Source organism: Saccharopolyspora halophila (assembly GCF_039531955.1).
GTDB lineage: Bacteria > Actinomycetota > Actinomycetes > Mycobacteriales > Pseudonocardiaceae > Saccharopolyspora > Saccharopolyspora halophila.
Genome location: NZ_BAAARA010000025.1, coordinates 38,771 through 52,919, shown reverse-complemented (window position 1 = coordinate 52,919; position 14,149 = coordinate 38,771). Strand labels below are relative to the sequence as shown.

Annotated in this window: 17 protein-coding genes; 9 read left to right on the top strand and 8 right to left on the bottom strand. The window is 70.2% G+C overall.

Translation table 11 applies throughout. The annotated features are described in order from the left end of the window. Positions 1-77 precede the first annotated feature (77 nt). Positions 78-1,367 carry an MFS transporter gene (locus tag ABD289_RS24935; RefSeq protein WP_344138000.1) on the bottom strand — a complete coding sequence of 430 codons (1,290 nt, stop codon included), beginning with the start codon at positions 1,365-1,367 and terminating at the stop codon, positions 78-80. 131 nt (positions 1,368-1,498) lie between these two features. Between ABD289_RS24935 and ABD289_RS24930 the strand changes: the two genes are divergently transcribed. Further along, entirely contained in the window at positions 1,499-2,242 is a 744-nt protein-coding gene (locus tag ABD289_RS24930; RefSeq protein ID WP_344137997.1) for a Crp/Fnr family transcriptional regulator, read from the top strand. Between the two features lie 4 nt (positions 2,243-2,246). Here ABD289_RS24930 and ABD289_RS24925 read toward each other — a convergent pair whose 3' ends face one another. From ABD289_RS24925 to ABD289_RS24905, 5 genes are all read right to left on the bottom strand, one after another. Next, the gene (locus ABD289_RS24925) at positions 2,247-2,495 is read right to left on the bottom strand and encodes an alkylmercury lyase (protein ID WP_344137994.1); all 249 of its coding nucleotides are present in this window, start codon (positions 2,493-2,495) and stop codon (positions 2,247-2,249) included. Then, a complete protein-coding gene (locus tag ABD289_RS24920; RefSeq protein WP_344137991.1) occupies positions 2,495-2,935 on the bottom strand; it encodes a hypothetical protein in 441 nt (146 codons plus the stop codon). The genes ABD289_RS24925 and ABD289_RS24920 overlap by 1 nt, the downstream gene beginning before the upstream one ends. A gap of 38 nt (positions 2,936-2,973) precedes the next feature. After that, complete coding sequence (locus ABD289_RS24915; protein WP_344137988.1) at positions 2,974-3,333, bottom strand: hypothetical protein; 360 nt, start codon at positions 3,331-3,333, stop codon at positions 2,974-2,976. Then, positions 3,330-3,677, bottom strand: coding sequence for a DUF427 domain-containing protein (locus tag ABD289_RS24910; RefSeq protein WP_344137985.1), 348 nt, complete (start codon positions 3,675-3,677; stop codon positions 3,330-3,332). Before ABD289_RS24910 ends, ABD289_RS24915 begins: the two co-directional genes overlap by 4 nt. A 162-nt stretch (positions 3,678-3,839) precedes the next feature. Further along, positions 3,840-4,535, bottom strand: a complete 696-nt coding sequence (locus ABD289_RS24905; RefSeq protein WP_344138093.1) for a GntR family transcriptional regulator — start codon at positions 4,533-4,535, stop codon at positions 3,840-3,842. Positions 4,536-4,680: 145 nt separating this feature from the next. Between ABD289_RS24905 and ABD289_RS24900 the strand changes: the two genes are divergently transcribed. Genes ABD289_RS24900 through ABD289_RS24880 form a run of 5 tightly spaced genes read left to right on the top strand, consistent with a single transcriptional unit; the run spans position 4,681 to position 8,898 of the window. After that, on the top strand, positions 4,681-5,901 hold the full coding sequence (locus ABD289_RS24900) for an NRAMP family divalent metal transporter (protein ID WP_344137982.1): 1,221 nt from the start codon (positions 4,681-4,683) through the stop codon (positions 5,899-5,901). Between the two features lie 5 nt (positions 5,902-5,906). Further along, positions 5,907-6,668: a LamB/YcsF family protein gene (locus ABD289_RS24895; RefSeq protein ID WP_344137979.1), complete on the top strand. Its 762-nt coding sequence runs from the start codon at positions 5,907-5,909 to the stop codon at positions 6,666-6,668. Further along, the gene (locus ABD289_RS24890; protein WP_344137976.1) at positions 6,668-7,270 is read left to right on the top strand and encodes a 5-oxoprolinase subunit B family protein; all 603 of its coding nucleotides are present in this window, start codon (positions 6,668-6,670) and stop codon (positions 7,268-7,270) included. The genes ABD289_RS24895 and ABD289_RS24890 overlap by 1 nt, the downstream gene beginning before the upstream one ends. Continuing rightward, positions 7,267-8,121, top strand: a complete 855-nt coding sequence (locus ABD289_RS24885; RefSeq protein WP_344137973.1) for a 5-oxoprolinase subunit C family protein — start codon at positions 7,267-7,269, stop codon at positions 8,119-8,121. Before ABD289_RS24890 ends, ABD289_RS24885 begins: the two co-directional genes overlap by 4 nt. A gap of 9 nt (positions 8,122-8,130) precedes the next feature. Then, the gene (locus ABD289_RS24880) at positions 8,131-8,898 is read left to right on the top strand and encodes a putative hydro-lyase (RefSeq protein ID WP_344137970.1); all 768 of its coding nucleotides are present in this window, start codon (positions 8,131-8,133) and stop codon (positions 8,896-8,898) included. Positions 8,899-9,011: 113 nt separating this feature from the next. Here ABD289_RS24880 and ABD289_RS24875 read toward each other — a convergent pair whose 3' ends face one another. Together ABD289_RS24875 and ABD289_RS24870 are read right to left on the bottom strand one after the other, a co-directional pair. Next, on the bottom strand, positions 9,012-9,329 hold the full coding sequence (locus ABD289_RS24875) for a branched-chain amino acid transporter permease (RefSeq protein WP_344137967.1): 318 nt from the start codon (positions 9,327-9,329) through the stop codon (positions 9,012-9,014). After that, the gene (locus tag ABD289_RS24870; protein WP_344137964.1) at positions 9,322-10,053 is read right to left on the bottom strand and encodes an AzlC family ABC transporter permease; all 732 of its coding nucleotides are present in this window, start codon (positions 10,051-10,053) and stop codon (positions 9,322-9,324) included. Before ABD289_RS24870 ends, ABD289_RS24875 begins: the two co-directional genes overlap by 8 nt. A 54-nt stretch (positions 10,054-10,107) precedes the next feature. On the opposite strand from ABD289_RS24870, the gene ABD289_RS24865 reads away from it, so the two are divergent. The 3 genes from ABD289_RS24865 to ABD289_RS24855 all read left to right on the top strand — a co-directional run bounded on the left by ABD289_RS24865 (position 10,108) and on the right by ABD289_RS24855 (position 14,149). Further along, positions 10,108-10,575 (top strand): Lrp/AsnC family transcriptional regulator, encoded by a 468-nt coding sequence (locus tag ABD289_RS24865; RefSeq protein WP_344137961.1) that lies wholly within the window; start codon positions 10,108-10,110, stop codon positions 10,573-10,575. Between the two features lie 126 nt (positions 10,576-10,701). After that, positions 10,702-11,856 (top strand): DUF1015 family protein, encoded by a 1,155-nt coding sequence (locus ABD289_RS24860; protein ID WP_344137958.1) that lies wholly within the window; start codon positions 10,702-10,704, stop codon positions 11,854-11,856. Between the two features lie 445 nt (positions 11,857-12,301). Beyond that, the gene (locus ABD289_RS24855) at positions 12,302-14,149 is read left to right on the top strand and encodes a phage tail sheath C-terminal domain-containing protein (protein ID WP_344137955.1); all 1,848 of its coding nucleotides are present in this window, start codon (positions 12,302-12,304) and stop codon (positions 14,147-14,149) included.

Below are 14,149 nucleotides of genomic sequence, written 5' to 3'. Positions count from 1 at the left end.
CCCCGGCGCAGCACACCCCATCGGCGTCGCCGGGCGTGCTCGCCGCGGAGAGGACCGGCCAGGGCTGGTCCGGCGCGTCAGTCCACGATCTCACGTCCGGGTGGCACCGGCGGCGGGTGGCGCACGATCAACCCGGCCAGCACCACCAGGGCGGGGAGCAGGCACAGCGCCAGCAGTGCCGGGCGGTAGCCGTCCGCCATCGAGCGGCCCACCGCCAGGGCCAGCGGGCCGAGGGAGGACGCGCCGACGGTCATGGAGTGCACGGTCCCGCGGATCGAGCCGAGGTGCTTGAGCCCGAAGCAGCGCGGGAAGGCGACGGCCTCGAGGGTCCGCACGCCGTTCATGCAGGTGCCGAGCGCGAGCCTGTAAGCGACCGCGGTCCAGCCGGGCTGCACCCAGCCCGCACCGGCGGTGGCGGCGGCCAGCACGAGCATGGTTCCGATGATCAGGGAACGATCGCCGATGTGGTCGGCCGCCCAGCCGAGCGCGAAGCTCGCGACCAGCCCGGCGAGGGTCTGCGGAACGAACGTCGCAGCGGCCTCGGCGGGACTCAGCCCGCGCTCCCCGAGCAGCGAGACCAGGTGAAACGTCAGCGCGGTACCGACCAGGCTGCACGCCCCCACGCCTCCGGCCACGGTCCAGAACATGCCGGTGCGCAGTGCCTCCCGCAACGTCCAGTCCACTTCGGGCAGTCCGGCCGCGTGCTTCGGAGCGACCTCGTCGGCGGGCTCGCGCGGCGGCGCGGGCGGTGTTCTCGGCAGCAGGAACAGCGCGGCGGGAACCACCAGGCACAGCACCACGACGCCCTCGATGACCCAGACGTCGCGCCAACCGAGATCGGCGATGAGCCGTTCCAGCAGCACCGGCGCCAACGAGATGCCGGCCGTGCCGATCGCCGAGCTCAATCCGATGGCGAACCCGCGGCGCCGGTGCACGTAGATCGCCACCGTCGTGGTCGCCACCAGGTTGAGCGCGCCCTGCCCGCCCACGCGCAGCCCGATGAACGCGGCCGTCAGGCCGAAGAGCTCGGTCACCGTGGCGGAAACGACGAGCACCGCGGCGAAGCACGCGCCGACGGCGATCATCACCCGGCGCGGGCCGTACCGGTCGATCAACCGCCCCAGGAAGGGCATCAGCACCGCGCCCGCGAGCGATCCGCACATGTAGGCCGTGGAGACGACCGTCCGGGAGATCCCCAGATCGCGGATCAGCGGGTCGATGAACACCGACATCGCCGCCGTCTGCCCCGGCGCGGTCAGCGCCAAGGCGATCGATGCGGCGATCACCACGCGCGGCAGGTGCGCCCGCGACGGCGCCACCGGAGATGCGCTCGAGAGCGCGGCCGCTCGGTCCGAGGCGCTGTGCAAGCAAACTCCGTTCAGCTCGTTAACACGTCGAACGAACCTTAAGTTCCCGGCGCGATGTTGTCGAACGAATCGTCGACGGCACCGTTCCGTCTGCCCCGCGTCACGTCGCCGATTCCGGCAAAATGGGTGTCATGACGCTCTCCCGGACCTCCGCGGCCGCTCTGGACCAGGCGGTGTCGTTGCTCGGTCCGGGCGAAGCCGCCGAGATGGCCATCCGGCAAGCGGCCTGGGTCGCGCGCTGCGTCGGGCGCGGGAGCTCGGCTCCGCTCGACAGCGATGACCTGACCGCGCTGGCGCACTTCTTGCGCACCCGCGAGTTCAAGCGCGGTGACCTGCTGTTCGCGGGAGGCTCGGTCCCGCACGGGGTGTGGATCGTGCAGCGCGGACGCGTCGAGCTGTCGGCGGGCAGCGGCAGGAAGCGCTCGGTGGTGCACGTGTTGCAGCCCGGTGACGTCGACGGCGATATCCAGCACCTCCTGGAATTGCCGTTGCCCTACACCGCGCACGCCCTCGACGACGCCACCGCGCTGTTCCTCTCCGCCGCGGACTTCGAGAAGCTGCTCGCGCAACGGCAGGCGATCACGCGCCGGTGGTTGTCCAGCGTGGCCGAACGCCTGGTGGCCAGCCAGCACCGGGTGCTCGGCCTGTTGGGACGCACGCTCACCGAGCAGGTCGCACAGCTGCTGCTCGACGAGGCCGTCGACGGCCAGGTGCTACTACCGCAGCGCACACTCGCCGCGATGGTGGGAGTGCAACGGCCGTCGCTGAACAAGACGCTCAAGGAGTTCGAGCGGAAGAACTTGATCTCGGTCCGCTATGCCGCGATCATCATCCACTCCAGCGACGGCCTGGCCGAGCTGCTGGATCCGCGGTGACAGCTCAACCTCGCAGAGCACGCACGATCTGCGCACGAGTCGGCAGGTCGAGCCTGCAACAGGCGCCACCGGCGGTGACCTCGCCGGTGACCGCATCGACCCCGTCCACGAGCACCGTCGGCGACGGGTGGTCCCCGACGGATTCCTCGACTACCACCGGGACGGAAGCCTCCCGGATGGCTTCGCGCAGCGTGGCGCGCACCCGATCCGCCAGTGGGCAGCCGGGTACGCGCAACAGCCGCACTCGACTCATCACGCGTGCGAGCTCCGCCGGATCACGTAGAACGCAGCGGCGGTGACGATGCCGTAGATGAGGTGTCCCAGCAGGCTCTGGATCGAGGCCGCCCCGAATTGCAGGATCGGCATGCCCAGCCCGAGAGGCATCAGCAGCAGCCCTCCGAGCACCCACCAGACGGCACCGTAGGCCAGACCGGCCCCGGCCAGCGGCCAGAACCCGTGGAACGGGGCAACGAGCCCGAAGCCCGCGCCGAGGATCGCCGAGATGGCCAGGTGCACGACGATGCCGATGCCCGCGCCGGAACCGCCGACCAGCATGGCCACCATCGGCAGCATGCCGGTCACCGCCATCAGCACGCCGAAGACGACCCCGCCCGCGAGACCGGCGGCCGCACCGTGCAGCGCGCGGGTGATCGTTGACTGCAACGGGTGTGCAGAGTGAGCAGCAGTGGACATGAGCTTCTCCCTTCCTGTCCCCCGCGGAACCGGCCGGCTCAGGCGAGGGTTCCCAACCGAGTGGTCGCCGCGTAGAGCGCGACGTAGGTCGCCACCGCGACGCCCAGCACGCCGGCGAGCCGCCACTTCCAGCGACGAACCCCGGCGATGCTGCACTCGTCGCGACGCCGCAACGTCAGCCACACCAGCAACGCGAGTGCGGCGAGGCCACCGAGGCGGAACCACCCGGCGTAGCCGTCGTAGAGGTCGGTGGCCCAGACATACGCGGTTCCCGCGCTGATGACTCCCAGCAGGGCGAGCACCGCAGGTCCTGCGCAGCACAGGATGCCGACCAGGCCTCCGGTCAACCCGATCCGCCACACCGGCAATCGGGTCGTGCTCTCGGTCTCGGTGTTCACCGCGCACCACCCACCAGGCTCCGCAAGCGTCCGAACAGGCCGCCACCAGGTCCTCCCGGCTCGCCTTCGAACTCCGCGGCGGGTTCGAAGGGGATGTGGCCGCGGATCCTGCGCGCGAACGGACTGGGGTGCGGGCAGCACCAGGCCGCGTCGAGCAACTCAGCGTCATCGATGACCAGTTGGTAGTAGCGCGCGATGCCCTTCCGCGGACGCAGCGTCCCGGTGACGCTGCGCACGGAGTGGTACTGGTGCACCGAATCCGGCCGGCAGCGATCGTTCTCCTCGACCCGCACCGTTCTCGGTGCCCCGGCGAGCACCGTTCCGTGCTGGACCGCGCGCAACATGACTTCGTGACCTCCTCGGAGCGTGTTCGACTCCCCCAGCTCACTCCCCTGCGGGCCCTCCTGGCGCGCTGATTGTCAGCACGGTGACAACCTCGGGTGGCCCTCTCAGCCGGTCCAGACCCGCGGTGAAGCCCGCTGGAAGGGCGAGTCCTGCGGCCCGGATCACCCCGCGTGGTCGCGGTAGGCCGCGACGAGCTGGGTTTCCGCTCGGTCGAAGTACTCGTCCAGCCGGGAGGCGGCTGCCTCCGGCCGGCCGGCCCTCAGCAGGTCGGCGATCTGGCGGTTGAGGTCGAGGTAGGGCTCGTGGAACTCCCTTGGACGGGACATCACGTGGAACGCAAGGCGCAGTTCGGCGAGCAGCTGGCGCATCGTGTCGTTGACCCGAGGGCTCTCGGCCAGTGCCGCCAGGGCTTCGTGGAAGCGCATGTTGGCGGTTCCCACGTCCCACCACCGCTGCTCGCTCGCCGCGCGCTCGCCGTCGGCGACCGCATCGCCGCTAGCGGCGACCAGCGCCGGATCCGCACCCGCCGCGCGGCGGACCGCGCCGGTCTCCAGCAACCTGCGGATGCGGTAGAGATCGACGACGTCGTCAGCGCGGAGCACGCGGACGAACACGCCGCGGTGGAACTCGTGCACCAGCAACCGCTCGTGCACCAGCAGCCGGAACGCCTCCCGCAGCGTGTTGCGCGAGACCGCCAGCGCGCGGCCCGCGGTCTCCTCGGACAGGCGGGTCCCGGGAGCGAGGGCGCCGTCGATGATCCGCTGCCGGAGCACGTCGGCGACCCGTTCCGCGGTGCTGGTGCGGTCCAGCAGGGCGCGATCCTCCGAGAGCAGGTCCAGCGGGTCCGCGGCGGCCAATCGATCCCCCAACGACGTAGTAGCGGTCGGTGGAGTTTACCGAGAAAGTTCCACCGAGGGTATTGCTGGATTGTTGAACAATTCTCTATGTTGTTCCGAACCGCTGCCAGCGGGCGCGCAAACATCGTTCTTGATCGGAGTAGCGATGGCTGACGAGATCGCCACCGGCCCGAAGGCCCCGACACCGAGACGGGGAACGCTGCTCGGCGCCGTGTTCCTGATGGCCACCAGCGCCGTCGGCCCCGGTTTCATCACCCAGACCACCGAGTTCACCATCCAGCTGGGTGCGGCGTTCGCCTTCGCGATCCTGGTCTCGGTACTGGTGGACATCGCCGTGCAGCTCAACGTCTGGCGGATCATCGGCGTCTCGGGAATGCGCGCGCAGGACCTGGGCAACAAGGTGCTGCCCGGACTCGGCTACGTGATGGCCGCGCTGGTGGTCTTCGGCGGCCTGGTGTTCAACATCGGCAACATCGCGGGCACCTCGCTGGGCCTGGACGCGCTGTTCGGCCTCAACACCACGATCGGCGGCGTGCTCTCGGCGATCATCGCCATCGGCATCTTCCTCAGCCGCCGCGCCGGTGTCGCGATGGACCGGATCGTGGTGGTGCTCGGCGTCGCCATGATCCTGCTGACCACCTTCGTCGCGATCGCCTCCGCACCTCCGGTCGGCCGCGCCATGACCGAGACCGTCCTGCCCAGCCAGGTGGACTTCCTGTCCATCACCACGCTCATCGGTGGCACCGTGGGCGGCTACATCACCTACGCGGGCGCGCACCGCCTGGTCGACGTCGGCGTGACCGGCCCCGATCAGGTAGCCGCGGTCAGCCGCAGCTCCATCGTCTCGCTGCTGGTCACCGGCGTGATGCGCATCGTGCTGTTCCTGGCCATCCTGGGAGTCGTGGCCGGAGGCGTCGCGCTGACCTCGGCGAACCCGACCGCCGAAGCCTTCGAGCACGCGACCGGTCAGCTCGGGATGCGGTTGTTCGGCATGATCCTCTGGGCCGCGGGCATCACCTCGGTCGTGGGCGCGGCCTACACGTCCGTGTCGTTCCTGGTCACCTTCTCCGCGAAGCTGGAGCGAGGCCGCAACTGGCTGGTGGTCGGCTTCGTCGCGGTCTCCGCGGTCGTGTTCGCGCTGCTGAACAAGGCGCCGACGACCCTGCTGGTGCTGGCCGGGGCGCTCAACGGGCTGATCCTGCCGGTCGGCTTCGGCGTGCTGCTGTTCGTCGCTGCCAAGCGCGGCGACCTGCTCGGCGGCTACCGCTATCCGCGGTGGCTGCTGGTGGTCGGTGTGCTCGCGTGGTTGCTGACGTTGTACCTGGGCTACAACTCGCTCAGCGGCATCGCTGAGCTGTGGGGGTGACACGGATGGATCTGAACTCGGATCTGGCCGAGAGCTTCGGGCGCTGGGAACTCGGCGACGACGAGGCGCTGCTGTCCATCGTGACCAGCGCCAACGTGGCCTGCGGCTTCCACGCGGGCGATTCCTCGGTCATCCGGCGGGCGGTCGAGCGCGCCGCCGAGCGCGGCGTGGCCGTCGGCGCGCAGGTGTCCTACCGCGACCTCGCGGGCTTCGGCAGGCGGTTCGTCGACGTGCCGCCCGGCGAACTGACCGACGACGTGATCTACCAGATCGGCGCGCTGGCCGGGTTCGCGAAGGTCGCGGGCACCGAGGTGCGCTACGTCAAGCCGCACGGCGCGCTGTACAACGCGATCGTGACGCACGCCGAGCAGGCCGCCGCGCTGGTGAACGCGGTCCGGGCCTACGACCCGGGGCTGGCCGTGCTGGGACTGCCGGGATCGCAGTGGCTCGAGCAGGCCGAACGGGCCGGGCTGACGGTGCACCGGGAGGCGTTCGCCGACCGGGCCTACACCCCGCAGGGCACCCTGGTCTCCCGCCGCGAGCCGGGTGCGGTGCTGCACGACCCGGCGGAGATCGCCGAGCGCTGCCTGCGGCTGGCGGCCGGGGAACCGATCCGCGCGGTGGACGGCAGCGAGATCCGGGTGGAGGCGGAATCCATCTGCGTGCACGGCGACAGCCCGGCCGCGGTGGCCATCGCCGAGGCGGTGCGGGATCGCCTGGTCGCCGACGGGGTCCGGCTGGCGCCGTTCGCCCCGGGAGCGCGCTGATGCGCTTCCTGCCCTGCGCGGATTCGGGTTTGCTCGTCGAACTCGACGACCTCGCCGCGGTGCTGGCGCTGCACGCCGCGCTGTCCGAGGCCCCTCCCGAGGGCGTTGTCGACCTCGTCCCCGCCGCGCGGACCCTGCTGCTGCAGCTCGATCCGCGGGCCGACGCGCGGGCGGTCGAGGCCGCCGTGCGCGAGACGCGCCCCGCGACGAACGTCCACTCCGATGACGAGCTGCTGCGAGTGCCGGTCGTCTACGACGGAGCGGATCTTCCCGAGGTCTCCCGGCTGACCGGGCTCACCGAGCGCGAGGTGATCGACCGGCACACGAGCGCGGTGTGGACGGTCGCCTTCGGCGGTTTCGCACCGGGTTTCGGCTACCTCACCGGCGGTGACCTGGAAGTGCCGCGCCGCTCCGAGTCGCGCACCAAGGTGCCCGCGGGCGCGGTCGGGCTGGCCGGGGAGTTCAGCGGCATCTACCCGCGGGAGTCCCCGGGCGGCTGGCAGCTCATCGGGCGCACCGACCTGGAGATCTGGCGGGTCGACCGCGATCCCCCGGCGCTGCTGCGGCCGGGCGTGCGAGTGCGGTTCGTGGAGGTGTCATGACTCTGGAAGTCCTGTCCAGCGGACCGATGTCGACGGTGCAGGATCTCGGACGGCCGGGGCTGTCCGGGATCGGCGTCGGTGCCTCCGGCGCCGCCGATCCCGAAGCGTTCCGGCTGGCCAACCGCCTGGTGGGCAACGACGAGGGCGCGGCGGCCGTCGAGGTCACCCTCGGCGGGCTCGCGGTGCGCGCCAATCGCGCGCTGACCGTCGCGCTCACCGGCGCGCCTTGCCCGATCACCATCGATGGCCGCACCGCCGCGGCCTACTCCGTGCTGCGCGTGCCCGCCGGGTCCGACCTGCGGCTGGGCGTCCCGCAACGGGGATTGCGCAGCTACCTCGGCGTGCGGGGCGGGATCGCGGTCGAGCCGGTGCTGGGTTCGCGCAGCACCGACGTGCTCTCCGGGCTCGGGCCGGATGCGCTGGAAACCGGCCGCGAGCTCCCGGTGGGCCCCGCCCCGGAGGCCTTCCCGTGCGTGGACCAGGCACCGGTGGCGCCTTACCCCGCCGGTGAACTCGTCCTGCGCGTCCGGCCGGGACCGCGCGACGACTGGTTCACCCACGAGGCGCTGCGAACGCTGCTCGATTCGAGCTACGAGGTCACCGCGGAGAGCAACCGCATCGGCATGCGGCTCGACGGGCCTGCCCTGGAACGCGCCCGCACCGACGAGCTGCCGAGCGAGGGCATGGTCACCGGTGCGCTGCAGGTGCCCCCGGCCGCCCGGCCGACCCTCTTCCTGGCCGACCACCCGGTCACGGGCGGCTACCCGGTGATCGCGGTCGTGCACCGCTCGGACATCCCCGGGGCCGCCCAGGCCAGGCCCGGCCAACGGATCCGGTTCAGCACGAGGTGAGGAGCCATGATGCAGGAACCGCAACAGGCGCGCGAGGCGTTCCGCGGCGGGCTACGAGTCCCGACCTCGGGATGCTGCCCGGGCTGGACCCAGGCGAACCTGATCTCGCTACCGCGCGAGTTCGCCTACGACTTCCTGCTCTTCGCGCAGCGGAACCCGAAGTCGTGCCCGGTGCTGGACGTGACCGAACCGGGTGAGACCAGCGCGTCGATCTTCGCGGGCGATCTGCGCACCGACCTGCCCGCTTACACCGTCTACGACCACGGCGAGCCCATCGGGCAGCGCACCGATGTCACCGACCTGTGGCGCGACGACCTGGTGAGCTTCCTGATCGGGTGCAGCTTCACCTTCGAGGCCGCGCTGCTGGATGCCGCGGTTCCGGTGCGCCACCTGGAGACCGGCAGCAACGTCCCGATGTTCCGCACCGACCGCGAGTGCCGCCCGGCGGGCGGGCTCGCCGGACCGATGGTGGTCTCCATGCGCCCGATCCCGGCGGAGCGGGTCGCCGACGCCGTGCGCGTGACTTCCCGCTACCCCGCCGTGCACGGAGCTCCGGTGCACATCGGCGCCCCCGAATCGCTGGGGATCACCGACCTGCGGTCCCCCGACTTCGGCGATCCGGTACGCGTCGAACACGGCGAGGTGCCGATCTTCTGGGCCTGCGGTGTGACGCCGCAGGCCGCGGTGATGCGCTCCCGCCCGCCGTTCGCCATCGCCCACTCCCCCGGCCACATGGCCATCACCGACGCCCGCGACAGCGACTTCCTGGTGCCATGACTCGCGGGATGTTGCGGTAGCCGCTGTCTCAGGTGTGGGACTCAGCCTGCGCCGCCGCGGTGCCGCCACGCGAACTGCGGGCTGAGACATCTCCCGAAACAAGCCCGATACGCCTAGAACACCGCCATCGACAGCAGGACGTGGATCGCGGTGCCGCCGAAGATGCTCAGCAACGCGTTCCGCCGCCACAGGTGCAGCCCGACGGTGGCCACCAGCGCGAATCCCATCGCTGGAATCCCGGCGCGGGTGAGGTCGTGCAGGGTGTAGATGACGAGGATGACCATCACCCCCACCGGCATCCGGTCACTCAGGTAGTGCACGGCGGCGCTGCTGCGCAGGGGAGCGAGCGCCGCGAACGGCAGCGCCCGCAACCCCCAGGTGATTCCGGCGGCGAGCAGCACCACGGCGATCAAGTAGGGGGCCTCAGGCACGACCGGTCCTCCGGGCGAAGAAGTGGTGGGCCAGCAGGCATGCGCTGAACAGGCCCAGCGCGACCAGCAGCATCTGTCCCGGCATCAGCACCATGCCCACCAGGGCGCACACCACGGCCAGCACCGGGATCGGGATGTCCCGGCGCACCCGGTAGGCGTCGATGGCCAGCACCACGAACAGCGCGGTCAGCGCGAAGTCCAGGCCCTCCAGGCGCATCGGCAGCAACGCGCCGAACAGCGCACCGGCGGTGGCGGCGGTCACCCAGTAGACGTGCAACAGGCACTGCAGGAACAGGATTCGCGTGCCGGTCCAGTTCGCGCCCGTCTCGCTGGTGCTCAGCGCGTAGGCCTCGTCGGTCATGGCGAAGGTGCTGTAGGCCTTGGCCGCGCGGCCGCGCACGCGGTGCAGCGGGAAGGACAGGGCGTAGAACACGTGCCGGAAGTTGACCAGCAACGTCGTCACCGCGACCTGCGCCAGCGGCGTCATCGCCACGGTCAGGCCGACGAGCAGGAACTCGAGCGACCCGGCGTAGATGAGCGCGCTGAACGCGCTCGCCCACCACCAGTCCAACCCGCTGTGCACGACCAGCAGCCCGAAGGCGATGCCCAACGGGAACATCGCCAAGCCCACCGAGCTCGAATCCTTCAACGCGCCGAGGAATTCCGCGCGCCTGCCCAGTTCGGGCAGCGCCACGGGGGCCGGGAGTTCAGACGAAGCAGTCACGTACGCAATCATAGTTTTCGAGCAGGGTAATATGGTTGCGTTCAACTGCTGATTATGCGGCTATGGAGCAATGGAATGGCGATCGATGCGTTGGATCAGGAAATATTGTTTCAACTGCGCCAGGACGGGCGCTTGAGCAATGTAGAGCTCGCCGCGCGAGTCGGGCTCACCCCTGCCCCGTGCCTGCGGCGGGTGAAGCGGCTCGAAGCCGACGGGGTCATCGCCGGCTACCGGGCGCGCATCGACCCGGCGGCCGCGGGCCGCGCCTTCGAGGTGATGGTCTCGGCCGAGGTCAGCATCAACGACCGCGAGACCGTGGAGGAGTTCGAGGCCGCGCTGACGTCCTACGACGAGGTCCTGGAGTGCCACCGGTTGTTCGGCCGTCCGGATTACCTCATACGAGTCGCAGTGCAGGACCAGACCGCCTTCGAGAACTTCCTCACGGGCAAGCTGATGTCGCTCAACGCCGTGGCCAGGGTGGATTCACACCTGATCATGAAGAAGCTCAAGACGGACGACTAACACCGACGGGTAGCCCGCCCTGCCTGCAGTTACGTTGCGTCGCGCGTAAGAATGGCGGTCAAGCCGCGATCAATCAGGAGGAGGCGAAACGCGATCCCGCCGCAGACGACCGCCACCCGACACGGCGTGCACGTCGCCCCCTTCGCCGGGTGGCGGATCACCACCGGCCGGCTCAACTCGCTGGCCACCCGCTACACGACCCCGTGGGACCCGACCGGAGCCGCACCACCCGCCGAGACGGCCCTGACCCTGCACGCCTGGCAGCAGAACAGCACGATCGTCCAGGACGGCCAACCCGCGCTCTACGGCTACGAGCAGAGCGGCCCGCGCGGAACCGTGCGCGGCATGTTCTGCGCGGTGCACCTGGACAGCAAGCTGCTGCCGCACCAGGACCTCATCCCGGACCGCATCACCGAGATCTGCGATCTGGTGCACGAAACGGGCTTCAACCTCGACCCGCTGATGCTGAGCTATTCCGGGATCGGGCGCGCGACCGCGTGGCTCAACCACTACCGGCGCAGCGCGCCGGCCACCGAGGTGCTCGGCGACGACGGCCAGTTGCACCGCCTGTGGCCGATCACCGATCCCGCGGCGGTCAACGAGATCGGGGCCGAACTGGCCGGTCGTTCGGCGTTGATCGCAGACGGGCATCACCGGCACGTCGCCGCCAGGCAACTGCGCCGCGACTACTACGCGACCGGCAGCGGGCCCGGCGACTGGGACTACGTCCCCGCCCTGGTGGTCGACATCCGCGACACACCGCTCCGGCTCGGTCCGGTGCACCGGGTGCTGCCCTACACCGACCCGGACCTCGCGCTCAGCGCGGCCGCGCAGCGCTTCCACGTCCAGCCGATCGCGGGCGAGCTCCGGCAATGGGTGCAGCAGCTGCGCGAACACACCAGCGCCGGACCGGCTTTCGTCGCCGTGACCCAGCGCGGTGCCTACCTGCTCAGCAACCCCGATCGGGGATTCATCAACGCCTGCCTGACCAAGTGCCCGATGCCGCTGCGCGGGCTGTCCCTGTCGGTGCTGCGCCACGTCCTCGTCGACACCGTGTGGCGCGTCCCGGACCTCCCCGAGTACGTCTCCCCCGAAAGCAGCGCCGCCGTGGCGCTGTCCCGGGTTCGGCGCAACGGCGGGATCGCGGTTCTCGTCCCACCACCGCACAACCAGGACCTGCGCGCCGCGACCGCCGCAGGGCTGCGCCTACCTGCGAAGTCCACCTCGTTCCTGCCCAAACCCCATCCGGGGCTGCTCTTCCGATCCATCGGCGGTTTCTGAACCGACTGCGCGGCGCGGACTCGAAAGCCAGACGAGCCCCCGCACGATCGATCCCATCCCGATTGCGCACCCGTTGTATCAGCGCGCGTCGCGACCGTCGACCGCGCATCCGAATGCGCGCGGAATTGCATCGCGTCGTTGCGGGTCGCAGTTTCACGAAATTGCCAGTCTCCTAGGCCATTCGTGGGATTTGCTTGACGGGCGCGTCCGGGCTCACAACACTGAGCGGCGCGTGCCGGGCTCAGTGCGGACGCTGCCGGGAAGGGGACCCGGGCCGGCCCGACACGCGAAAAGGCAGACCACTAGCGGATCTGCACGAGCTGGGGGAATGGAAACAACCTGGTAGGCCGCGCGCTCGGGTCACAGATTCCTGCCCGGGACGGGAACTTCCGCCCTTCCCCCTCGATGCCGCATGCGTTTTGGCGTCCTAAGGGATTGGAGGGGCATGCCGACGATCACGAGCTATCCGGGTGTCTACGTCGAGGAAATCCCCAGCAGCGCGCGCACCATCAACACCGTCACCACTTCGGTGACCGCGTTCGTTGGGCACACCAAACGAGGACCGCTCAACACACCCGTACGCATCACCAGTTTCGCCGACTTCGAGCGGAAATTCGGCGGACTGGCCACCCGCAGCGCGGTGGGATACGCCGTGCACCAGTTCTTCGCGAACGGAGGCCGGGTCGCGGTCATCGTCAGAGCCGCCAAGAAGGGCTCCGGCGAATCGGCCCGCGTCGTGCTCGACGCCGACGACGATCGCGAGGACTGCCCCGTTCTGGCCGTGCACGCCAAGGAACCCGGCGCGTGGGGCAACGGGCTGCACGTCGCGATCGACCACGACACCTCCTGCCCCGAGGAGACCTTCAACCTGCGGGTCTCGGACAGCAAGGGCGGCGCGCACGAGACCTTCACCGGCTTGTCCCTGGAGCCGGACCACGGCCGCAACGCCGAAACCGTGATCAACGGGGCCGCCTCGTTGATCCGCGTCGAGATCCTGGACGAGGGGCGTCCGGCCGCCTCCGGCACCGTCTCCAGGCGCTTTGACGGCGAACTCCCCGACCTGGCCGTCGAGCTGACCGCCGAGATCGGTGATGTGCAGCGCGAATTCACGCTCTACGAGGAGAGTTCCGACGGTGCGCCACCGTGCACCGTGACCGAGCTCGCGCTGCTGCTGGAGCGCAAGCTGCGGGCGTTGCCCGACGCTCCCGGCAAGCGCAGCTTCGCGGGTGTCGAGGTCATCCCGTTCGGCGATCGCCTGCAGATCATCGCCGGTTCCACCGACCCGGCCGAGAAGGTGTGCTTCAGCGGCGAGTGCGCCGGCGACCTGGGGCTCGACGAGACCGTCAACGCACCGGTGTTCCCCCTTCACGGCGGTGCCGACGGAAAGCCGCCGGGCCCGCGCGACCTCATCGGCGACCCGGCGAACAAGACCGGCCTCCAGGCGTTGCGCGACGTGCACGACGTCAACCTGCTCGCGCTGCCCGAACTGGCCGACTACGAGTCCGCCGAGGACGTCGTCTCGGTGGTCTCGGCCGCCGATCGGTTGTGCCGCGAGCAGCGCATCTTCCAGCTCGTGGACTCCCCGTCGTCCTGGGGCGGTGTCGACGCGGTGCGGTCCGGGATCGCCGCCTTCGAGCCGGTGCGCAGCGACCACGCGGGCATGTTCTTCCCGCACCTGCAACTGCCCGATCCGCTGACCGGACGCCTCCGCCCGTTCCCGCCGTGCGGAGCGGTCGCCGGCGTCATCGCGCGCACCGATGGTGAGCGGGGCGTGTGGAAGGCACCGGCGGGCACCGAGGCCAAGGTGCTCGGCGTGCGCTCGCTCTCGGTAGAGCTCACCGACCGGGACAACGGCCTGCTCAACCCGCTCGGGGTGAACTGCCTGCGCACCTTCCCGATGGTGGGACCGCTGGTGTGGGGCTCGCGCACCCTGGCCGGATCGGATTCGGCGGACAGCGAGTGGAAGTACCTGCCGGTGCGGAGGCTCGCGCTGCACGTCGAGGAGAGCCTGCGGCGCGGGCTGCAGTGGGTGGTCTTCGAGCCGAACAACGACCAGCTGTGGCAGCAAATCCGGCTCAACGTCTCCGGTTACCTGGATCCGCTGTTCCGCAAGGGCGCGTTCCAGGGGAGCACGCCGCGCGAGGCCTACTTCGTCAAGTGCGACGGCGAGACCACCGGTCCCGAGGACGTCGCCCGCGGCGTGGTCAACGTGGTGGTCGGCATCGCGCCGGTCAAACCCGCCGAGTTCGTGCTCGTGACGATCCAGCAGATGACCGGACAGCCGGAGGTGTGA